Here is a 22,665-nt window from a genome sequence, read left to right as displayed (position 1 = left end):
ACCAAATACAACATTTTGGAGAAAAACAAAGGGAAAGGGGCCTCCCTGTTGCGATTATGTTGTATAAAATGCAGGATACTCCCCTGTTCCGGCTGTTCAACCCCATTAATGTTGCACTTTATACAACTTAGCCATCCGGATTCAGGTTGTTCGGAGAACGGAAAGCGTCTTATAGTCGGGTTTTAGGCTTTTTTGTAACTTGGTCTTCCTTCCGCTAAAGGTTCGCTTTTGATCTTATCCCCTGTCCCTTTTATTGTTGTTGCTTTCCTTCCCTTCTGTCGATATCCCTCTCGTTCAGATCATCCTGATTGACCGGGATATCGACAGAAGGGGGGAGAAAGAAGATGCCGGGAACGTCAAAAAGAGCCCCGAGAGGCTCTTTCCTTGTCCGGGCTGCACGGCATGCGCGTGCCTAGCGCCGTCCGCCGCGCTCGCCGCCTCGGCTGCGGCTGCGGCGCTCGCTTGCGCGCGGCATTCCGCCGCCGCGCGCATCCCCGCGGGCAGCGCCGCGCTTGCCCGCGCCCCGGCCCGGCGCGGCGCCTGCGGCATCCCGCGCCCGCGCCGTTTGCGTCAGCGCCTGCGGCCGCTGACGCACCGTCTTGCGCCCGGCCGCAGGCCCGGGCGCATTCGCGCGCCCCGCCTTCGGCGCAGGGGCGCCGTCCCGCTCGGCCGCGTCCGGGCCGAGCTTGCGCCGCGGCAGCGTCATGCGGATGCCGCGCTCGATCGTCTCGAGCGCTCCCCGGTCTTTCGCTGCCGCGAACGTTACCGCCATGCCGGTTTGCCCGGCACGGCCCGTGCGCCCGATGCGGTGTATGTAGCTTTCCGCATCCGGCGGAATATCGTAGTTGAAGACATGCGTTACGCCTTCAACGTCAAGTCCCCGTGCCGCCACATCGGTGGCGACCAATAATTGCAGTTTCGCTTCGCGAAACCGCTTCATCACCTGTTCGCGCTTCGCCTGCGACAGATCGCCGTGCAATTCGTCCGCGGCGTAGCCCCGCTCCTGCAGCGCCTGATTCAGCGTGCTCGCGCGCCGCTTCGTCCGGCAAAACACGACCGCCAGATACGGCCGGTACTGGTCGATCAGCTTGCACAAATCGTCTTGCTTCGCACGATCCGTTGTCTGGACGACGATTTGTTTAATTTCCGAGAGCGTCACCTGCTTCGCGCGGATTCGCACCTCCTGCGGGTTTCGCAGCACTTGCTGCGCCAATTGGCGCACCTGCTGCGGCATCGTCGCCGAGAACAGCAGCGTCTGCCGCCTGGCGGGCGTCTGGGCGAGAATCGCCTCCACTTCGGGGAGGAAGCCCATATGCAGCATCTGATCCGCTTCATCGAGCACCAGCACCTTCAGCTTGCCGAGTGAGATCGATCCGCGGCGCAGATGGTCGAGCAGACGGCCCGGCGTCGCCACGACAAGATGGACTGCGCCTTCAAGCTTGCGCAGCTGCCGCTCCACATCTTGGCCGCCGTATGCGGCCAGAACGCGCGCGCCAACGGCCGGGGCAAGCTTCTTCAGTTCTGCCGTAATCTGAATGGCCAATTCCCGCGTCGGCGTCAGAATAAGGCCTTGCACCGCATCGCTTCCCGGATTGATTCGCTCCAGCATCGGCAGCGCGAAGGCAAGCGTTTTCCCCGTTCCGGTCTGCGCTTCCGCGATCAAATCGGTGCCGGCAGCGGCGTAAGGTATGGCCTCCCGCTGAATCGGCGTCGGCTGCACGATGCCGTTCGCGCGCAGAACCTCCGCCAATTCATCGCGGACTCCCAAAGATTGAAAAGTTGTACTACTCATGAATTAGCTCCCTCATTAGGTTATTTGTTCGTTGTTCATCAAGAAGTCCTTTCGCATCGCAAGCACATTCTATTTTATCATTGTACCATGAAGGGGCGAAAAACATGACGGCAAGTCAATGTGAAGTGATTCACAGACTATTTTTAGCCGGAAAGGGCACAATGAAACAAAAACCGAACGCAAAGGGAAGAATACAACGTGGCGACCGACTCTACGAATCAAGCCAGGAAGAAACAGGCTCAAGGTGCGGACACCTTCAGTTCATTCGGATTTATTATGGCGGCCATCGGCAGTGCCGTCGGGTTGGGCAATATGTGGAAATTCCCCTATATTACCGGCATGTACGGAGGGGGCGCTTTTCTCGTTTTATTTATCGTTTGCCTGCTGCTGATCGGCCTTCCGATTTTGCTGGCGGAAATGGCGCTCGGCCGCGCAGGGCGAGGAGATGCCGTCACCTCATATCATGCGCTTGCCAAGAAAGGACAGAAGATTTGGGGAGTGTTCGGACTTCTCTCCGTCATCGCTTCCTTCCTCATTCTTTGCTATTATTCCGTCGTAACCGGGTGGACGATGCATTATGCGGTCGCTTCGCTTACAGGCAATTTATTTCGGGGCGGCCAGCAGTATGCCGAGCATTTCGCCTCGTTCACCGCGGGAACGAGTCCCCTGTTGTATCAGCTCCTTGCCGTTGCGGGAACCGGATGGGTCATCGCCAGAGGGGTCACGAGCGGGATCGAGAAATTCAATAAAATTATGATACCGAGCCTGGGCATCATTTTACTATTATTAATGCTTCGAGCGTTATGGCTGCCGAATGCCGGCGCAGGCGCATCCTTCTTCCTGCAGCCCGATTTCTCGAAATTATCGGTAATATCGGCGCTTGTTGCGCTCGGACAAGCTTTCTATTCGTTATCGCTCGGCATGGGAGCGATGGTGACGTACGGCAGCTATGTCGATGCGAAGCAATCGCTCGGCAGAGCGGCGATTGCGGTCGGAGCCGGGAATATCGTCTATGCGCTGATCGCGGGCCTAATCATATTTCCGACAACGTATGCGTTTGGCCTGCAAGCGGCCCAAGGGCCCGGGCTTGTTTTCATCGTTTTGCCTTCCGCCTTTTCCGGCATGCCCTTCGGCTATCTATTCGGCGGATTGTTTTTCATATTACTTGCCACCGCAGCTTTCACTTCGCTCGTATCGCTGCTTGAGGTCCCCGTCGCCTTTACGATCAAGCATTGGGGCTGGAGCAGGAAGACGTCCGTACTCGTGCTATGCGTCACGATTTATGCGATCAGCGTTCCAACTTCCTTATCGGTCGGCGGGGCGCTCTCGAACTGGATGCTTGCAGGCAAGCCGCTGTTCGATTTCCTCGATTTCTTCGCCTCCAATTTGCTGCTGCCGATTGCCGGCTTGGCGGTCACTTTATTTATCGGCTATGCCGCCCGCAAAGGCGCGGAGGAGCCAAGGCTCGGGCCCGGAACGTTCCGGCTGTGGATGTTTCTCCTCCGGTATATCGTTCCGGTCTTCGTGACACTCATTTTCCTTTATTCGATGGGAGTGTTTGGGTAACCCGTGGGACATTCGAAGAAGCAACATAAAGGATCGGCCGGCGAGCGTTTCAGCTCGGCCGGATTTATATTGGCGGCGATCGGAAGCGCGGTCGGCCTCGGCAACATGTGGAAATTCCCTTATATTACCGGGCAGAACGGAGGAGCCGCCTTTTTCCTCATTTTTCTTGCGTTCCTTGCCATCATCGGGCTTCCGGTCTTGCTCGCGGAGCTGACGATCGGCCGCGGAGGCCGCGGGGATGCCGCCGCATCGTTCCGCAATTTGAGCAACCGTCCCTTTTGGCATTCCATCGGCCTTTTGCTTGTGCTCGGGTCGTTTTTCATTTTGACGTTTTATAGCGTCGTCGCAGGCTGGACCATTCATTACGCCGTACAATCGCTCGGCGGCGAGCTGTACCGCAGCGCGGATTACGGCGCCGTATTCGAACGGTTTACAGGCGGAGCGATGCCTGTCGTCTGGCTTGTCGTCGTCCTTGCAGGAACATGCTGGATCGTCATGCGCGGCGTGTCGGGCGGGATCGAAAAATTCAACAATGTCGTCATCCCCGGCCTATTCATACTTTTGCTGCTGTTAATGGGGTACGCGCTGACGCTTCCCGGGGCGGGCGCGGGGATCCGTTTTTTTCTAAAGCCGGAATTTTCCGAATTGACAGTTCAATCCGTTCTGATGGCGCTCGGGCAAGCGTTCTTCTCGCTCTCCGTCGGATCGGGGGCGATGATGACCTACGGATCCTATACGGACCAGAGGCAGTCATTGGGCGGGGCGGCGATCGCTATCGGAAGCGGGAATGCGCTGTACGCTCTCATGGCGGGGCTCATTATTTTTCCGACGACGTTCTCCTTCGGCATCGAGCCGGCTTCCGGACCGGGGCTCGTCTTTATAGCGCTGCCGGCCGCGTTCTCGTCGATGCCCTTCGGCAGCTTGTTCGGCGGTTTATTTTTTGTTTTGCTCGCGATCGCAGCGCTGACATCTGCCGTTTCGCTGTTGGAAGTGCCGGTCGCATATGCGATGAACCGGTGGGGCCGGACCCGCGGCAAAACGGCGGTGGCCGTTACCGCCGCTTGCTTTGCCGTTGCGCTGCCTTGCGCTTTGTCGGCCGGGGGAGTCTGGAGCGGGGTCAAGGCGGGAGGAAGAACGATATTCGAGTGGGTCGATTTTATTACCTCGAATATAATGCTGCCGGCAGGAGGCCTCATCATTACCGTGTTCGCCGGCTACGTCTGGGACCAAGCGGGCAAAGAGGCGGGATTGACCGCCGTATGGTACCGGCTTTGGATTGTTACGCTTCGTTATATCGCGCCGGTGCTGATCCTTCTTATTTTTTTATATTCCACCGGAATCATATAATCGTCGCTTCTTCTCCTTTGGTTCACTTCCGGATTCGTATAAGCTGCAACTTTTCCCGAAACGATTTCGTTTAATAGATTGGGTAAGGACAGAACAACATAGAGAGGCCGTTTCCTTGGCGGAAGCGGGCATAGCAAACAACGAAGGAGGTTTCATCATGAAGAAAGTGAACAAAGTACTTACGTTAGGCGCGCTGCTGGCGATGACAGCGATTCCTATGGCCGCGCAAGCTCAAGGGCCGGTTCAAGCGCCGGCCAATCAGGCGGCGAGCCAGGCGATTGTGGATACGAAGCTATCCGGAACCGAAGGGAAGATTTCGGACGTTAACTTTACGAAAGACGGCAAACGCATCACGGTCAAAGGCCAAGGCTTAACGCCGCAGGATCCGGGCGAAATTATACTTAACATTACGAAAGACACCGTGATTGTAGACGAGAACGGGAAGAAAATATCTTTGCAGAAAATCGTGAAAAAAGATATGAAAGTGAAAGCATACTATGGGCCGAAAATGACGAGAAGCCTTCCGCCGATCGGTACGGCGGACAAAATCGTAGCGGTCAAGGATAAGAAGGAAGAAGATAAAGACTTGGGAACGAAAGGCGTCATCGTGAACGCGAACAACGGCCGTTTGACGGTGATGGGTTCCGGTTTGACGGAGTCGAGTCAGGAGGTCATCATCCTGGGCGTTACGGACCAAACGAAAATCGTCGACCGCGACGGCAAAGAATTGCCGAAAGAAGCTTTGAAAGAAAATACGAAAATCAAAGCGTACTACGGTCCGATGCTGGCGCTGAGCATGCCGCCGATGGGAACGGCCGAGAAAATCGTCGTGCTGGACGAAACGGATAAAGTCGAAGGAAACGTCGTTTTCGCCGCGCAAAACGAGAAACACGCCATCGTGCATGTCGATGCCAAAGCGGACGGCAAAATCGACAACGACGTTGTGTTGAACGTAACCGGCAAAACGAATATTTTCAAAGTGAACGGCGAAAAAGTGGAATTGTCCGACTTGAAGCCCGGAACGAAAGTCGTCGGCTACTACGCTCCTGTTTCCGACAAAGCGACGAAACCAGCGCTAAGCAAGGCCGAAGTGATCATCGTGCAAGAGAACAATTAACTCGTATGCGCAAACTGCCTCAGGTCCGAACAGGACTTGGGGCTGTTTTTTTACCTGCTTGCAGCATCGCAATCGGGTGAAGAGCGAAAGACGGAAGTGCTTGAGGAATTTTACCAGAGCGGGTGACAACGGCTGAAAAAATGAAAATCGTCTGGGACCTTGCTAATCAGGGGATTCCTCGTATGAAAGGGGCCATTGCGGAAATTGCAGAGCGGCTGAAGTTGTCAGATTCCACGGTATACCGCTATATTAGCCTGTGGGAAAAAGCCTCTGATAAGAAATCATAATCTTAATGCGATGCGTAATACACAAACAAAAACCCGCTCCATAAGCGAGTTTTCTTTATTGTCTTTTTTAATATCAGTTTAAATGGGATATTGTACGGCCATCTTTCGTTTGTTTTCTATAATGGTTGAGTACATTGTCTGATCGGCGAGTTGAGTGAACAATCTATGGCCGGGATGCGAATTCGCTTCAAGGATCCAAATATATCCGTTCTTGTCCAAGGCAAGATCAATCCCTAGTTCACGAGTTGAACTCCATTTACTAACCGTTTCGGCAATTGTCATTGATAGCTGTTCAATTTTACGATGACATGCGTCCACTTTGGCTTGGTTATTCTTGAACTGATTTAAAAGAACCTTCTGCAAGGGTTCTGCATGCCCTCCTTGATGATAGTTGGTTAGAAATTTATGAGGCGCAGCCACACGGGCGACCATACCGGCAATCACCCATTTGTGCTCCGGCTTCTGCATGTATACTCGGATATCAAAAATTTTCCCTTGGTACCTTGCGATTTGCAGTCCCTTTTGCATTAAATACCGATTGTTTGATCTTCTAGATGAACGGACTGTTCTCAAGACAGACCCGGCTCCAACAATCTTCCGGCTTGGGCCGCTGCGAACCTCATATCCCCTGCTTAATTTCCTGACACGGATAATTCCGTTACCTCCGCTTCCGAGATCAGGTTTTATAAAGACAGATGAATGGGCTCCTAGCATCCGCAATGTTCCCGCATCTGTCATCCAACGAGTTTCAGGTAAATGCGGACGCAAGTTACGGTTCTGCAACATTACCCTATAATTCCCCATTTTCCCCATAGTCACTGAACCCTCTTCTCTTGTTTTTGTTCCAGTTACAAAGAGCATATTCATCAAGCAACTCTGCTGTATAGACTGAACTCTAAATCAAGAAAAACAGATTGATTACCCATGATATCTCCTTATGACGGATAATGCGTACAATTTTGATTGAAAAAATCATTAAAATGATTTAAACTATCATTATCATGAATATTAAGGAGGATTTACAACTCATGTCAAACAACTTCGGACAATTGACGTATCCGGAAATCAGTGCGCAGCCGGAAGCGCTCGCGGCCGCATGGGAGCGGTTGCAGGCACAAAACGATTGGGTTGAACGTTATATAGGAAACAAGCAATACGATGAAGTGATCTTTATCGGTTCAGGCTCTTCATATTATCAAGCTCTTACGATGGCAACGACATACCGGAAGTGGCTCGGCCGCCCGGCATCGGCCTATCCGTCCTCGGAGATCTACTTGTTCCGCGACCAGAGCGTCGTTCCGGGCCGCAAAGTGCTGCTCGTCGGCGTATCGCGTTCCGGCGAATCGACGGAAGTCGTGCTTGCGCTCCAATCGGTCGCAGACCTTGCGAACTGGGATATTTGCGGCATTACATGCTATGAAGATTGCACGATGGCGAAGCTTGCGCCTTGCCTCGTATCCCCGTTAGGCGGCGAGAAGAGCACCGTCATGACGAAATCGCTCAGCAGCATGACGTTTATGATGCAGGCGGCGATCGCGGTCGCGTCCGGCAATCAAGCCTTGCAAGACGAGATGAAAGCGGTGCTCGATGCGGATAGCGAAGTCGTGAAGCGGGCCGACGCATTCATGAAAGAATGGCTGCCGAAACAGACGGTCGGCAAAACGATCTATTTAGGCATGGGCGCATACAACGGATTGGCGATGGAAGCTTGCTTGAAGTTGAAGGAAATGACCTACACATGGACGGAAAACTTCGGCACGTTGGAATTCCGCCACGGACCGAAGAGCATCGTCGAGCCGGGAACGCTCATTTGCCTGCTGTTGTCGGAAACCGCACGCAGCTATGAGCTGAAAGTAGCGGAGGAGATGAAGGCGTACGGGGCAACCGTCCTGATCATCGCCGCGGAGAAGGGCGAAGATACTTCGTTTGCGGACGCCGTGTTCGAGATCGGCGGCAAAGGGATCAGCGACGAGGCGAGAAGCGCGCTATACTTGCCTTTGCTGCAATATTTAGGATTGTACATGGCGCTTCATATCGGCGTCGATCCGGATCAACCGCGCAATTTGACGCAAGTGGTGAAAATCTAATCCTTGTTGAAGGGGCAGCGAATATGAGCTTAACGATCGGATTCGATATCGGCGGAACGAACATCGTCTGCGGGCTGTTGGACGAAAACGGCCAATTTCTCGCAAAGGTGAAGCAAGGAACGGAGAGGGAGCGCGGCAGCGATTATATTATCGGCAAGCTGGCGGCCATGATCGACGAAGTGCTCGCCGAGGCGGGCGAAGACCGGAGCCGCGTGGCGGCGGTCGGCGTCGGGACGCCGGGCTTTGTCGACCCGATTCGGGGCGTCTCCGTCTTTGCCGGCAATTTGCAATGGCGGAACGTGCCGCTGGCCCGGCTGCTGGAAGAACGGATCGGCATTCCGGTATTTATCGACAATGACGTGCGCATGTACGTCTACGGCGAATCCATTCGCGGAGCCGGACGCGGGTTCGACTGCGTGTTCGGCATTACGCTCGGCACCGGTCTGGCCGCGGCGCTGGTGGACCGGGGCGAATTGTATTATGGCGGGGCGTTTATGGCCGGCGAGCTCGGACATATCCGCATCGAGGGCGAAGACGCGCAGTGCGGATGCGGAATGAGAGGCTGCCTGGAAACGGTCGCTTCGGCGACGGGAATCGCCCGGCTGGCCAAAGAAGCGATTCGGGAAGGCAGGAAGAGCGTTCTCCAGCAATGGTGCGCCGATCCCGACATGCAATCGCTCACGGCCCATCAAGTATCGCAAGCTTACGATGCGGGCGACGACGTGGCGGTCGAAGTGATGAATTATGTCGGCAAACAATTGGCCAAGGGGCTGTCTTATGCCGTTTCCTTGCTCAGTCCCGACGTTATCGTCATCGGCGGAGGCGCGGCGCTGGCGGGCGAGCGATTGTTCAAGCCGATGCGGCAGGAGCTCTCAAAGCATGTGTATCACGGCTATTGGGAACGGCTGCAAATCCGGCAAGGCCAACTGATCGACGACGGAGGCGTCATCGGCAGCGCTGCCTTTGCGCGCAAGCGGCTTGCGGAGAGATAAATCATCGCATGAATTCATGATAAACTTTTCAAACTGTAGCGGATTAGTTCCTCTGCAGTTTTTTCGTTTGCGGTATGGCTGTCGATTATACAACGCGCAGGAACTGCGTACGGCGAAGCTTTATCGCGAGGTGATCTAAGCGCTTTCGAACGAATGAGGCTCGCCGGTCCGATCGCATGAACGGTAAAGACCGGCGTTAATTGGACCCTGAATGCTCTTATGTTACAATTAGAGGGAATTTCTGCCGCTCATTTTGCCAAGCATCGCTCCTAAATCGGTTATGCGTAAAATTTGAGGTAGAAATTGCAGGTAATACGGATACAGGCATTGAATCAAGCAAATTAGAGGCAGTTTTTACCGTTACTTGCTTCAAAGCATCCCGTTTCACCCTTACGGTGGGGCGGGATGTTGACGTTTTGACGTTCCATATCCGCCTTTCCGCGATATAATAGGAATATCACATTAACGAACGGATAGGAGATGCACCGTTGATTTTTGTACTGATTGTGCTATGGCTCGCCGCGATCATATTGCTTGCGACCAACTTCGGCGATCCCGCCGTGCGCTGGCTTGCGGCGGTGGCGTTTTGCGGCGGTTCCGGCGCGATGGCGTCGGTGATCGAAGATTTCGTGCGTCCGTTTGCGGCGCGGCACGAGTTGGGACTAACGGCGGACTGGGCGCTATATATTGCGCTCACCATATTTTCGTTACTAAGCTATTACGGCTTGCCCTATTGCTATGTACGGTTTGCCGGACATTACCATCCCGGCAGGCTGAAGCCGCGCGTTTGGCGGATGTTGCGCTACGCGTTATTGCTGCCGCCCGTACTCATGCTGTTGTTCACGCAATATTACCCGCCCAATTATACCGTATTGACGCTTTGGGCCGCGCCTTATATCTTATTCGGAACGGTTCTTCTGTTAAGCAAGCGGGAATGGGAGCCTTGGCGCAAGCAGGCGCATTGGATGGTTACGCTCGTCGTCGTGCCGGCCGTCGTCTTCGCGCTCGTAATGAACTATATGTTGCCAGGGATATTCGGCATTTACGATATGTGGCGCTATAATATATGGACGATACTGCTTGCATTCAGCCTGTTTGTCGTCGCTTTGTTCAAATACGGCTTTCTCGGAGTGCAACTGCTGATCGAACGGCGGAAATTGGATATGACGATGCGCGCGATTACGTCGGGAACGGCGATTTTGAACCATGCGATCAAGAACGATTTGGCCAAAGTCCGGTTGTTTTGCGATAAAATACAGACGTCCGCGCTGCAGAGCGGCCAGGGCGAGTTGGCAAGCGACGTCGCGGTCATCGAGAGAGCGGCCGATCACGTTCAGGAATTGCTGGACCGCGTCCATCACCGGACGCAGGACATTGCGCTGAAGAAAGAGCGGCATTCGCTGATAGAGCTTGTGGAAGAGGCGCTGCGCATGCTTGAGCCGATGATGGCGCAAATTCGTATTCTATGGAAGGAAGACGATGGCGCCGCGGCTGAAGTATATTGTGACCGCGCGCAAACGCTGGAAGTTCTGAACAATATTATAACGAATGCGGTCGAGGCGATGCCGCGGGGCGGTACGCTAACCGTTGCCGTTACGCAAACGAAAAAAACATGGACCGTCGAAATTCGGGATACCGGGACCGGCATCGAAAAAGACAAGCTAAGAAAAGTTCTGGAGCCGTTCTATACGACTAAAACGGGAAGCAAGCGGAACTTCGGCCTCGGCCTCGCTTACTGCTACCAAGTGATGAAAAAACACGGAGGGACGCTTGAGATCGACAGCGTGCCGAAACAAGGAACGGGCGTATATTTGCATTTTCCGAAAGGGAAAGGAGGAGCGAAGCCGCATGAACGAGATTCGAGTCATGATCGTAGAAGACGATGACGATTGGCGCCGGGGATTGAAAGCCTATTTGGAACAGCAGCCCGATCTTGCCGTCGTAGCCCAAGCCGCCGCGGCCGAAGAAGCGCGCACGGCAGCCAGGGAAGCGCAGCCGGACATTGTGCTGATGGATATTATGCTGGTTGACAGCCTGGAAGGAATCGCCTTGACGGCGGACATTAGCCAATCCTGCAATGCGCGGGTCATTATGCTGTCCTCGCTCGAGGAGAAGGAAGTTATCTTCGAAGCGTTTCAGGCCGGGGCCGTCAATTATATCGTGAAATCCGATTTCACGAACATTCCCGAGGCGATTCGCCAAGCCTATGCCGACAGCTCGCCGATTGACGCGGGGGTCGCCGAGCGGATTCGGGAAGAGTTCCGCCGATTGCAGCAGGTGGAGCGGGAATATGAAATCCGGAAAGCGCGGGAACTCATTACGCCGACGGAACGCGAGGTGCTCGCCATGATCCATGAAGGGTATACGCAGCCGCAAATTGCGGACAAATTCGTCGTATCCCTCCGCACCGTCAAAAACCATGTCAACAGCATATTGAAAAAACTGAACGGCAAAAGCAGCAAGGAAGCCGCGCAAAAGGCGAAAGATATGGGGATTTTGTAAGAGGCTTTATCGCTCCCTCTTCGATGCGGAAGCAGCCTCGCTCGGCGCCGGGCTTTTCACGAATTGTTCGTAAGCCTCGGGGTCGTGCGACGGGATCAACGCCATATTCGGGTTCGCCTGTTCCAACGCATGCAGCATCGAAAACCATCCCTCGTATCGGCGGACATCGTAATGCGCGATTCTGCCGATGAAGCTCCCGCCTTTTCCTTCCCGATAATTTCTGCGGAAATAGGCGGCATCCGCCATAAGGAAATACTTTTCCTCATTCGATACATTCACAATCATGCCGAATTGGCCGATGGAATGGCCAGGCAGCGGAACCAAAACCATCGAACCGTCGCGAAACAGATCGATCGATTTCGGGAACGGGCCGTAAGGGACCCCGTCGCCGTCGAAGTCCAATAAGCGCAAGGCGGAACGATCGATGCGTCGGTATAGATCTTTCAAGTATCCGTTCGTTAACAGCTTGAATTTCGATTGCTGTCCGAACTCCCATTCCTGCCGATCGACGTAAATACGGGAATGGGGAAAGTCGTGAATCCCGCCGGCATGATCGGCATGCAAATGGGATAGAATCACGGTTTTGATATCCTCCGGATGGATCCCCAGCTTGCGCAATTGGGAAACCGCATTGTCTTCCGGCGCAATGCGCGCCGGCGTCGCCAACCGCATGAGCGAATAGGGCAGCTTGGACGTCGAATCGTAATAACGGGTAGAATACCCGGTATCGAACAGAATCAAGCCGTATTCGGGATGTTCGATCAGCGCGAACAAGGCCGGTCCCCAAAATTTCCCTTGCTTGTCCCCTTTCAACATCGCCGATTTGGGCGCACGGTAGAAGCCTGCATTCATGATTGTAACGCGGCATGCCGGCATATGCTGCGGCACATCGGGCAGTTTGTAGTCCATCGCGAATCTCCTCCCTATTCTTCTGCCATTATATCCGTATGCCGCAACAAATGCGAGGCTGCCGGGGAAGCGGGATCTTTTTTTTCAGGCCGGTCCGAATATCAGCAACTTTATGGAAGCCATCTCCGTTTAAAAACATGAAATACCATTTTTCAATGTTGAGGGGGATGATAGCGATATGAAATGGATTCGAACAAGCGGAATTGCCGCGCTGGCGGCTACATTGCTCGTTTCCGTAACCGTTCCTGCGGCGGCGAAGGAGGCTGTGACCGTGGTCGAAAAAACGATGCCGGCATTTGACGATTCCACTCCGGTTCAAGCGAAAATATCGAAGGAGCAGGCCATCGAAATCGCCAAGAAAAATTTGCGGATTCCAAGCGATTATAAGCTATCGAACGTGAATCTGCGCAGCAGAAACACGAACGGCGTTGCCAAAGGGATTTGGTACCTGAATTTCCAGAAAACCGACAAAGACCGTTATGACGCCAGCATTTCCGCCGGCATCGACGCGGATAGCGGACAGATCATACAATTTTATTCCTATGTGTACGACCCGAACAAAAAGCCGAGCTACCCGCCGAAGGTCGATCGGGCCGCGGCCAAAACAATCGCAGTCGATTTTATGAACAAAATCGATCCCGGCCTTGCGGCGAAGGTGAAATACAACGACAAATACGACGTCTCGGAGAAAACCCCGTTGGGCGGGGAAGTGCAGTACGTTTTGCAATTCGACCGCATGGAACAAGGTTTGCCGGTATATGAGAACGAAGTGCGGATCTCTGTGGACGGCGAGGGGCATGTGCTAAGCTACGACAACAATTGGAACGATGCGCTGAAGTTCGAACCGAACAAACCTGCTGTCGATATGAAAGGAGCGGAAGCGGCTTACCGGGAATTGCTGAAGCTTGTGCCCCATTATGTCATTCCTTACCAAGCGGAACAGAAGAAGGGGCCGTATGTCAGCTATGAAATGATCCCTTATATGATCGACGCCGCAAGCGGAAAGATATGGAGCCCGACTCCGCAGCCCGCGATCAACCATACGGTGCCGATCAGCGACAAGCCGCTTGGCGATAAACCGCAAGCCGTGCTCAATATAACGAAGGAGCAGGCGGTGAAGACAGCGACCGAACAGCTCCCGATTCCGCAAGAAGCCAAGCTGACGGGCGCCGATTACAACGAGTATGCCGATGAAATGAGCGGCACGATGTCCTCCCAATGGAGCTTGGAATGGCGGATTGGCGACAATGAGCGGAAATCGCCTTATATCGCGGCAGGAGTCAATACGAAGACGGGAGAAATTTTATATTATTCGTACAGCACCGCCGGCGAAGCAAGCCGTTCGGAGGGGGCGAAGCTGTCGGACGAACAAGCGAAAGCGAAAGCCGTCGATTTCGTGAAAAGATTGATTCCGTATGCGGCGCATGAACTGTATTTGCAGGACGGACGCTCGGGATGGGTTGACGAAGACCGCGGAACCTACTCCTTTACTCGCGTCATTAACGGCATTTACGCCGACAATGAACGGGTGGAGGTCAGCATTAACAAACAAACCGGCAATGTGGACAATTACTATAACCATTTGTCCGACATGAACTACGGTTCGGCGAAACCGCAGCTGATCGGCGAACAGGAAGCGCTCGAGAAGCTCCTTGCGACGTATTCGATTGAACTCGGGTACGTCTCGGGCAACGCGAATCAAGCTTGGGATCCGCGCCCGCTTGCCGCGTCGGGGAAACCGGCCGGAGACGCGAACCAAGCGAAGCTTGTGTACCAATTGATCAAGAAGGCGCAAACCGACGAGGCCGTATTCCTGGATGCGACTTCAGGGAAGTGGCGGAACCGCGGAACGGGAGAAGAGACGTCGCTGGAACCGATCAAAGCGACCGACATCGACAATCATCCGGCCAAACGCGAATTGGAGCTGATGATCGAATATAGAGCCATTGACGTCAAGGACGGCAAAGTGAATCCGGATGCGATCGTAACCCGCGGCGAATTGATCAAGATGCTTGTCATGGCGATGAGCGGCGGCGTGCGGCCGTTTGCGGCCGAATCGAAGGCGAAGGCGTCGTTCAGCGATGTCGGCGTCAAATCGGAATATTTCGCATATGTCGAATCGGCGCTCGACCAGAAGCTGATCGATCCGGGCGACGGCAAATTCAATCCGGAAGGCAAAATAACCCGCGAAGAAATGGCCGAACTGATTACGCGCGCGTTAGGGTACAATTCGTTAGCCGAGCGCGGCAATCTGTTCCAGACCGCTTTCCAGGATGCGGATGCGGTGGCCAAGAAAGGACAGGCGGCGATCGTCGTCGCTCTGGGCATCATGGATTTGCAGGGCGGCAAGTTTGAACCGAAGCGTGAAGTGACGCGGGCCGAAGGGGCGACAGCCTTCTACCGCTACTTGCAAGAACGCGCCCAATTGAAAGAAGCGCCGCTGCGGTACTGATTGATTGCAATTTCATATCAATACCAGTTAGTATAAGGTCAATTTGCGAACCTTTTTCGGAAATGATTGTTGCCGGAATCTTATCTCCGATTCCGGGAATCGATCGAATGAACTCATATTCTTCAAAAGTCTCGGCCAGGGCATCTATCTCCTCTTCTAGTTTAGATAGGTGCCTTTGGTATGCTCGAAATGCCCGTGTGGACAACAGCACGGATACAATCCCAAAAACGAGGACAAGTGTTGCATCGAGAAGTTGATAGCTTCGAAAACCCGCAATTGGAGTCTGCTTCACCATTCGCCACCGTTGATGGTACTGGCTTCATTGCGCATATACAAGGGGATACCTCTTTGCATATCGAGTGCGATCGGGGACCTACGCTCCCTTGTTTGGCGCAAACGAAACTGGCAATTCTTATTAGGCTCAAAATGAAGACGTCCCCATTCTAGCGAAAGTACGCATCGTTATTCATTGGAAATCGGCGATTGTACCGCCTTTTTCCCCACATTAGCGTGTTTGAGTTTCGTTAGACATTGCAACATGATGATTTACAGGCGATTAGCGTGTATCAGTTTCGTTAGCCCGCTCGGGCGAATCGTCAGCCGCCAGCGGTATGATGAAGTGGACTCTGATCGCAGGTTTTACCTTTTTACCCCACGGGACTTGCTTACCAGCACGCTATACATTTTCATAACCTCTGCGGCAAATGATCGTTCAGGACTGCATGCAGCAATCCAATCCCGCTCCGTAGGTAATAAACCCTGGCTTTCTAGCACCTGAACGAGGGGGATTTTCACAGAAGAGGGCCGACAAAACGCTTCCTCGGGCTTGAAGAGCAGCAATACGCTCGATGCAACGCCAGTGAAAAACGAGGACAAGAATCCCGTTCAGGAGCACAACTCCCCAGTCGGCATCGGTACTGAAAGCGTTCCGTCCTGTTAGCACAGCCCAATTAATTAAGGCGACACCCAACAAAACAGCACTTGCAATGACGATGAGAATACCAGATATCGGACCGGAGAATTTGGCACCGATCGCGAGTGAAAGCACAATAAGAATCAATGACTGAATCATAAAAAGCACGGCTTGTTGAATCTTACCAAGAATGAATGAGACTCGCTTTACCGGTGCGATCAGAAAACGGTCAATGACACCGTTGTTCAAATCTATCATAGCCATCGTCATACCGCTCCCTTCTGAGTTTCTTTGAGTGATTGTCCGGTGTATCGTAAATAAACGTCGTCAAGCGACGGACGGGCCAACACTGCGGAGGCTGCCTTGATCCCTGCGGCTTTCAGTCTGGTCAAAGCGGTTGGCAAGGTCGATGAACCGTCCAGGTTATTTCTTTGTAGATTCAAATGTCTCGGCGGCGATACATAAATAATAGGAAAGACCTGGTTGTTGACTTTCAAGCATTTTAAGATGAAAATCGTCATTCAAAAAGAATCTTGTTTGCTTTGCAAAGTCCGCAGCCGTTGTTTCATGTCCATGTTCATTCAAGAAATCAAGATGCTGATGAATCAACTGTTGTACTTTTTTATCATCAACTCTTAATCCGTCCTTCAGTGACTGAGCCATCCCACCCATAAAACGTTTTGCTTCCAAAGCGGATTCGTTCATGGATTGTACGTCAATTGGAGTTTCCGCATGTAAATCGTAGCCGTATTTTTCGTTCAGATACTCATATTGTTCGGACAATGCCTCCTTCCATTCCTTTTCGCTTTCAAATCCTTTAAACAGTGCCGATTTGTCCATAACTGTTCCTTTCCTGGTGTGCTCGATCGATACATCCAATGTCTGAACAAGCTGTTCCAGCCTTTGCTTACGTGCAAGAATCAGCTTTCTCTGCTCATACAAAACCGACAGCCGGTCGGGCTTCCCATCAAGAATTTGTTTGATTTTTTGAAGGGGGAAATCCAGTTCACGATAGAACAGAATTTCTTGCAGACGTTCAAGCTCTTTCATTCCATAAAGGCGATAGCCGGTTTCACTCACCTTGCATGGCAACAAAAGGCCGATCTTGTGATAGTGATGCAACGTCTTGATCGTCACATTCGCCAATTGCGACATTTCCTTTACCGTGTACCGTATTTTCAACCACCTCATTCATCACTTTAAAGGCTCCTCCAAGAGGAGAGTCAATAGTTAACTCTAACTTTTTTATTTCATCATACCTTATAATACGAAGGGCCTGGTGCAGATCATTCTACGACCAGGCCCTTTTTGGATTCCGCACATCATGGATATTACTTTAACGCAGATATCCAGCTCTATATGGCATATTGTTATTATACTATTTATTTATATATATATATTGACATATCAATAATATGACATTATATTTGGCGTAAGCGCTTTTATGTAAGAGTGAAAAGGAAAAAACAAGTAAAGAGAGGAGAATGAATACGAATGATAGGTTGGCGCAAGGGGAAGCGGTGGTTGGTCGCGACGCTGATGTCGGCGATGTTGTCGGTGTCGCTGTTCGATCCGATCGGAGGCGGTAAGGCGGAAGCGTTCACAGAAGCGAACGCGGTGCAGGCGATGGATGACTTTTTGAACACGTTTTACGATCCTGCGAAGAAATATTTCTATACCAACAGCGACCGACAGATCCACTCGCATGCTTCCGGTCCGGAGAACGGGCTGTACACCGATTATTGGTGGGAAGCCCAGCTGTGGGAGACGGTCATGGACGCTTACGAGCGGACGGCAAACGCGGAATACTACAATTTGATCGGCGATATTTACGACGGGTTTAGGGCCGCTTATCCCGATTGGGAGAGCAATCCCTTCAATGACGATATCGGCTGGTGGGCGCTAGGGGCGCTGCGGGCGTACGACCTTACGGGAGAGTCGCGCTATAAGGACATGGCCAAAGACATGTTCGATTTCATCTGGCAGTCGTGGAGCAGCGATTTCGGCGGCGGCATCTGGTGGAACAGGATCGGTTTCCTGCCTCAGAAGAATGTGGCCACGAACGCCACGGCTGCCGTGATCGCCATGAAACTTTACCGCGTCCTGAATGATAACGATTATTTGGAGAAAGCGAATCAATTGTACGATTGGGTAGAGACAACGCTGTATGCGGGCGATGGGTATATTTACGATCAATACCGTCAGGGCGAAGGAGTGAAGGATTGGGAATTCACTTACGATTTCGGGTTGTTCGCCGGGGCTTCGGTTGAAATGTATAAGGAAACCCTGGACACTTCCTATCTGGCCCATGCTACGGATTCCGTCGATTGGGTCTGCCGCAATATGACGACGGACGGCAAGACGCTGTTGTATGAAGGGCCTGACGACGCGCCCCTCTTCAAAATGATTTTTGCGCGCAACGTGCGAAAGCTCATCAATGAAGCGGGGCAGACGCAATACAAAGATTTTCTCGCTTTCAACGCTTCTCAGGCCTGGAACCATCGCCGCGACGCTGACGGCATTATCGGTCCCGACTGGTCGATCGCCCCGGACGACGGTTACATTCAGAGCGGTGCGGCGGCGGCGGGCGTCTCGATCCTGTTCCTTGCCGTTCCGGATAACACGACGGGAACGGTCGTCGCACCCGGACCTTACGAAGCCGAGAACGCGTTCAAAAGCGGCGTGAACAACGAACCGAATTCATTGGAAAGAGCGGGCTACAGCGGACGCGGGTATGTCGCCGGGTGGAACGCCGACAACACATATGTAACGTTCGCCGTAAATGCGCTCGCGGCGGGCAATTACGATTTGACGTTCCGTTACAGCGCAGGGGCTGGCCATGCGGTCCGGGAACTTCAGGTGAACGGCGCAGCGGTCCGTCCGGCGCTTAGCTTCGGCGGTACCGGCAATTGGTCGGCCTGGGACACGGTGACGGTCAATACCGCTCTTTCCGCAGGAACGAACTTGATTCGTTTGGCTTTCAACTCCGGCACCGGCAGTTCCAACTATTTGAATCTGGATTATTTGCAAGTAACACAATAATACGTTGGCGGATAGAGAGGGGTTTTATTTTTGGCACAGCAAATGATATGGGGGATCCGAGCGGAAACGGCGCAGGAGGAATGGATCTACAACTTTTGGAACGAACAGCTTGGCATCATGAATCAGATGGAGCCTTGCGAAGGAACATGCAACGATCATTTTGTCTACTGGTGGCATGCCCATGTCATCGATGCGTTGGCGGACGGCTTCGAACGGTCGCGCAATCCGCGTTATCTCGCGCGAATCGACCGGGTGATCGAGGGGGTAAAGCGCTTGAGCGGAGATACGCTGCTGCATAACTACTATGACGACATGGAATGGATGGCTCTGGCGCTGCTGCGGGTATACGACGCGACGAAGCTGGCCGTGTACAAGGATCATGTGATGAATCTGTGGGAAAGCATCAAAACCGCCTGGAACGGCCATTGCGGGGGAGGCATGGCGTGGAAGAAGGATCAGTTGGACTATAAAAATACGCCGGCCAATGCGCCTGCCTCTATTTTGGCAGCCCGGCTGTACCAGCGTTTTGGGGATACCGAAGATTTCGAGTGGGCCGTTCGCATCTATCGGTGGACGAAGGAGAATCTGGTCGATCCGCAAACCGGTTTCGTCTGGGACGGCATGAACCGGCTCGGCGACGGGAAGATCGATTACGATTGGGAGTATACGTACTGCCAAGGCGTCTGGATCGGCGCGGGACTCGAATTGTTCGCCATTACCGGAGACACTGCGTACTTGTCCGATGCCGTAAGGACGGCCGAGACGGCGACTGCGCGGTTTGCGCCCGATCCGGGGGGCATTATGGCGGACGAGGGCGAAGACGATTGCGGTCTCTTCAAGGGCATTTTCGTGCGATATTTGCGGGACTTGCTCCGTATCCGGCCGGATCTGCATCCTATTCGCCGCATGTTGTTCCGCAATGCCGAAGCGCTCTGGAACCGATCCCGCAACGAGCGCGGATTAATCGGCCGCTCCTGGCAAGGACCGGTGGAGCCGAAGGTCCAATTGAGCGCGCAGCTAAGCGGGCTGATGCTGCTGGAGATGGTCGCCTCGCTTCCGAATGCGGCGCCTTCGGATTGAGGGGTTCCAAACCGAACCGTTCGCGTCATTAGCGGGAAAATCTACCGTTAAAATGCAAGATTGGCTGCGGATATAGAGACTAGCGGTAATTGTTGGAGCTAATTTCGGAGAGATTGGGCAAAATGCCGATTTCGGATAAATTAGAGCCAGGTTTTACCTTTAATTTAGGAAAAGAGGGGACAACGGGGAAATTAACGGTATGAATTGGCGTTAAGCTGTCGGCGGGGCATTCCCGCTTGTCTGCGGCGGGGCGTTCCCGCTTATTCTGGCGGCATGGCGTCCCCGGTATTACGATGGCAAGGCATTCCCGCTTGTCTGCAGCATGGCATTTCCGCCTTCCCGGCGGTATCGCGAGCGACGGGCCGCGACAGGAGGGCGACAGCTGCGGGCAGCGAGCGGAAGATGTCAGGACAAGCGGACGGAGGGACGCACTCTGTCCGCCGTCTCCGCTCGGGCCTACGGGTTCAACACTTCCTGTGCCCATTTCTCCAGCAGCCGCTCCCGGTTCGTGCCCGCCCAATCGTGATCGTACGGGACCGTGTTCAAATCGTCCAGCGGAAACGCCTCTTCCGGCGAGACGGCATCGCGGTTTGTCAGCAATTGGAAGTTGCCCGCAAACTTGCCCAATTCCTGGGCTTCTTTCGTCAGCGCCCAATCGACGAACAATCGCGCTTCCCGCATATTCGGGGCGCCGTCTACGATGCCGACGGCTCCGATCTCGTACCCGGTTCCTTCGCTCGGAAAACCGATGACGATGTTGCGAAAGCCTTCTTTATAGAATTTCACGGCGTCATGGGAGAACATGATGGCCGTGCCGACTTCGCCCATGCCGACGTTCCGGCCGAGGACGCTGCCTGTAGAGGTGTAAGCGCCGGTCTGCTGGTTAAGCTGCTTGAAATACGCAAACGCACGGTCCTCGCCCCACAATTGCACCAATGTGGCGAGGACCGTATATCCCGTTCCGGACGAACGGGGGTCGGGCATCGCGATCATCCCTTTATATTTCGGATTCAGCAGGTCATCCCACGATTGAGGCGGATTGAGGCCGACTTCCTGCAGCCATGCCTTGTTCGACACAAACGCGACCGAGCCGGCGTAAATGCCTGTCCAGTAGCCTTCGCTGTCTTTGTACTTGTCGTCGATCAGTTGGGCGTTGTCCGACACATACGGGGCGAGCAGCCCTTCGTTCTTCGCTTGTACGAACGTGTCCGCAGGGCCGCCGAACCAGACGCTCGTGCGGGGGTGATCCCGCTCGGCGCGGATTCTCGCCAGAATTTCCCCGTTCGACATGCGGACGTATGAAACTTTAATGCCCGTTTCTTTCTGGAACGTTTCAATCGCTTTAATCGCGTGATCCTCGTACAGACCCGCATAGATGGTCAATTCGCCTGTGCGTTCGGGCGAGCATGCGGTCAGGAAGAGCAAACACGCGGAGAGTAGCGGCAGCGCCCGTCGATATCCTCGTCTCATCTTCCATCCCCGCTTTCCCGCTATCTTTTTATATTACATGCAACGAATGTTCGGAAAACTGCAACGATACGAATTCGCCCACCCGGTGAACGCTTTCCTCCGACGGATTGTTTTCCGTAATTTGCAACGTTGTGCCTTCAAACTCCACTTCATATTCTTGCGTTTGGCCCATAAAGACGCTTTTCGTCACGACGGCGACATTCTCTGTGCCTTTCGTCAGCCGAACGGCTTCCGGACGGACCACGACCGACACTTCGTCGTTTACCCGGTGAACGCCGGTATTTCTCGCCATCATTATACCAGTTTGGGTGCGGATATGCAGTCGATCCTCCGTTGCCTCGATTACGCGGCCGTCGATGAAGTTGGCGGTTCCGATAAAATCGGCGACGAATTTCGTGGCCGGCCGCTGATATACTTGTTGCGGCGTGCCGATCTGCTCGATTTGCCCTTTATTCATGACGATGACCCGATCGCTCATGCTCATCGCCTCGCTCTGATCATGGGTGACATATATGGCGGTAATGCCGATCTGCTGCTGGATGCGGCGGATTTCGTCCCGCATGACGAGGCGCAGCTTGGCGTCCAGATTGGATAACGGCTCGTCGAACAGCAGTACGCCCGGCTCCATCACCAGCGCCCGCGCCAAAGCGACGCGCTGCTGCTGGCCGCCCGAAAGCTGCGAAGGCATACGGTCTTTATACTCCGTTAAGTTCATGATGTCCAGCACGCCATGAACTTTCTTCATAATCTCGGTTTTGGACAGTTTCTTAATTTTCAGGCCGTAAGCAATATTATCGAATACGCTCAGATGCGGGAAGAGCGCGTACGATTGGAATACCATCGTGCAATCCCGTTTATTCGGAGGAATCGTATTGACTTTCTCCTCTCCGAAGTAAATATCTCCCGCTGTAATATCTTCAAAACCGGCGATCATGCGCAGCGTTGTCGTTTTGCCGCAGCCGGAAGGGCCGAGCAGCGTCACGAACTCCCCCGCCTCGATTTGGACGTTCACATCGGATACGGCGTATACGGTTTGATTTTTTTCGTCTTTAAAAGCTTTGGCAACATTGCGCAAAGAAACAGATTTCGCATTCATGGGAATACCCTCC

Annotated in this window: 18 protein-coding genes and 1 pseudogene; 11 read left to right on the top strand and 8 right to left on the bottom strand. The window is 53.5% G+C overall.

The genetic code is table 11. The features are described 5' to 3' along the window. Positions 1–412: 412 nt before the first annotated feature. Positions 413–1,792, bottom strand: coding sequence for a DEAD/DEAH box helicase (locus LQ229_RS02960; RefSeq protein ID WP_356709414.1), 1,380 nt, complete (start codon positions 1,790–1,792; stop codon positions 413–415). 198 nt (positions 1,793–1,990) lie between these two features. On the opposite strand from LQ229_RS02960, the gene LQ229_RS02955 reads away from it, so the two are divergent. From LQ229_RS02955 to LQ229_RS02940, 4 genes are all read left to right on the top strand, one after another. Continuing rightward, positions 1,991–3,358, top strand: coding sequence for a sodium-dependent transporter (locus LQ229_RS02955; RefSeq protein ID WP_230190917.1), 1,368 nt, complete (start codon positions 1,991–1,993; stop codon positions 3,356–3,358). Positions 3,359–3,361: 3 nt separating this feature from the next. Further along, positions 3,362–4,705, top strand: a complete 1,344-nt coding sequence (locus LQ229_RS02950) for a sodium-dependent transporter (RefSeq protein ID WP_230190916.1) — start codon at positions 3,362–3,364, stop codon at positions 4,703–4,705. A 157-nt stretch (positions 4,706–4,862) separates the two neighbouring features. After that, positions 4,863–5,822 (top strand): hypothetical protein, encoded by a 960-nt coding sequence (locus tag LQ229_RS02945; protein WP_216537421.1) that lies wholly within the window; start codon positions 4,863–4,865, stop codon positions 5,820–5,822. A gap of 107 nt (positions 5,823–5,929) precedes the next feature. Next, the gene (locus tag LQ229_RS02940; protein WP_290370012.1) at positions 5,930–6,109 is read left to right on the top strand and encodes a helix-turn-helix domain-containing protein; all 180 of its coding nucleotides are present in this window, start codon (positions 5,930–5,932) and stop codon (positions 6,107–6,109) included. Positions 6,110–6,187: 78 nt separating this feature from the next. Here LQ229_RS02940 and LQ229_RS02935 read toward each other — a convergent pair whose 3' ends face one another. Beyond that, entirely contained in the window at positions 6,188–6,928 is a 741-nt protein-coding gene (locus LQ229_RS02935) for a YheC/YheD family protein (protein WP_230190977.1), read from the bottom strand. 209 nt (positions 6,929–7,137) lie between these two features. Here LQ229_RS02935 and LQ229_RS02930 point away from each other — a divergent pair, with 209 nt between their 5' ends. The 4 genes from LQ229_RS02930 to LQ229_RS02915 all read left to right on the top strand — a co-directional run bounded on the left by LQ229_RS02930 (position 7,138) and on the right by LQ229_RS02915 (position 11,690). Next, positions 7,138–8,196, top strand: coding sequence for an SIS domain-containing protein (locus LQ229_RS02930; RefSeq protein ID WP_216537423.1), 1,059 nt, complete (start codon positions 7,138–7,140; stop codon positions 8,194–8,196). Positions 8,197–8,219: 23 nt separating this feature from the next. After that, positions 8,220–9,188 carry an ROK family protein gene (locus LQ229_RS02925; protein ID WP_216537424.1) on the top strand — a complete coding sequence of 323 codons (969 nt, stop codon included), beginning with the start codon at positions 8,220–8,222 and terminating at the stop codon, positions 9,186–9,188. A gap of 488 nt (positions 9,189–9,676) precedes the next feature. After that, positions 9,677–11,074 (top strand): HAMP domain-containing sensor histidine kinase, encoded by a 1,398-nt coding sequence (locus LQ229_RS02920; RefSeq protein ID WP_230190914.1) that lies wholly within the window; start codon positions 9,677–9,679, stop codon positions 11,072–11,074. Beyond that, positions 11,037–11,690, top strand: coding sequence for a response regulator transcription factor (locus LQ229_RS02915; protein WP_216537426.1), 654 nt, complete (start codon positions 11,037–11,039; stop codon positions 11,688–11,690). Before LQ229_RS02920 ends, LQ229_RS02915 begins: the two co-directional genes overlap by 38 nt. 6 nt (positions 11,691–11,696) lie before the next feature. Here the strand turns inward: LQ229_RS02915 and LQ229_RS02910 are convergent, their stop codons facing one another. Continuing rightward, on the bottom strand, positions 11,697–12,599 hold the full coding sequence (locus tag LQ229_RS02910) for an MBL fold metallo-hydrolase (RefSeq protein WP_230190913.1): 903 nt from the start codon (positions 12,597–12,599) through the stop codon (positions 11,697–11,699). 178 nt (positions 12,600–12,777) lie between these two features. Here LQ229_RS02910 and LQ229_RS02905 point away from each other — a divergent pair, with 178 nt between their 5' ends. After that, positions 12,778–15,051, top strand: a complete 2,274-nt coding sequence (locus LQ229_RS02905) for a YcdB/YcdC domain-containing protein (RefSeq protein WP_230190912.1) — start codon at positions 12,778–12,780, stop codon at positions 15,049–15,051. A 37-nt stretch (positions 15,052–15,088) separates the two neighbouring features. Here LQ229_RS02905 and LQ229_RS02900 read toward each other — a convergent pair. The 3 genes and pseudogenes from LQ229_RS02900 to LQ229_RS02890 form a co-directional block, all read right to left on the bottom strand. After that, positions 15,089–15,232 (bottom strand): annotated as a pseudogene (locus LQ229_RS02900) (IS110 family transposase); the annotation flags it as partial. A 531-nt stretch (positions 15,233–15,763) separates the two neighbouring features. Then, positions 15,764–16,234 carry a hypothetical protein gene (locus LQ229_RS02895; protein ID WP_230190911.1) on the bottom strand — a complete coding sequence of 157 codons (471 nt, stop codon included), beginning with the start codon at positions 16,232–16,234 and terminating at the stop codon, positions 15,764–15,766. Positions 16,235–16,387: 153 nt separating this feature from the next. Next, positions 16,388–17,140: a MerR family transcriptional regulator gene (locus LQ229_RS02890; RefSeq protein ID WP_230190976.1), complete on the bottom strand. Its 753-nt coding sequence runs from the start codon at positions 17,138–17,140 to the stop codon at positions 16,388–16,390. 318 nt (positions 17,141–17,458) lie between these two features. Here LQ229_RS02890 and LQ229_RS02885 point away from each other — a divergent pair, with 318 nt between their 5' ends. After that, positions 17,459–19,006, top strand: a complete 1,548-nt coding sequence (locus LQ229_RS02885) for a glycoside hydrolase family 76 protein (protein WP_230190910.1) — start codon at positions 17,459–17,461, stop codon at positions 19,004–19,006. A 30-nt stretch (positions 19,007–19,036) separates the two neighbouring features. Then, positions 19,037–20,086 carry a glycoside hydrolase family 76 protein gene (locus LQ229_RS02880; RefSeq protein WP_230190909.1) on the top strand — a complete coding sequence of 350 codons (1,050 nt, stop codon included), beginning with the start codon at positions 19,037–19,039 and terminating at the stop codon, positions 20,084–20,086. Positions 20,087–20,542: 456 nt separating this feature from the next. On the opposite strand, the gene LQ229_RS02875 is transcribed toward LQ229_RS02880, so the two are convergent. Together LQ229_RS02875 and LQ229_RS02870 are read right to left on the bottom strand one after the other, a co-directional pair. Continuing rightward, positions 20,543–21,556, bottom strand: a complete 1,014-nt coding sequence (locus LQ229_RS02875; protein WP_230190908.1) for an ABC transporter substrate-binding protein — start codon at positions 21,554–21,556, stop codon at positions 20,543–20,545. A gap of 28 nt (positions 21,557–21,584) precedes the next feature. Next, positions 21,585–22,652: an ABC transporter ATP-binding protein gene (locus LQ229_RS02870; RefSeq protein WP_230190907.1), complete on the bottom strand. Its 1,068-nt coding sequence runs from the start codon at positions 22,650–22,652 to the stop codon at positions 21,585–21,587. Between the last annotated feature and the right edge of the window lie 13 nt (positions 22,653–22,665).

Source organism: Paenibacillus sp. CECT 9249 (assembly GCF_918697855.1).
Lineage (GTDB): Bacteria > Bacillota > Bacilli > Paenibacillales > Paenibacillaceae > MSJ-34.
Note: the sequence above shows the minus strand (reverse complement) of the source record. Positions and strands in the feature narration are given on the sequence as shown.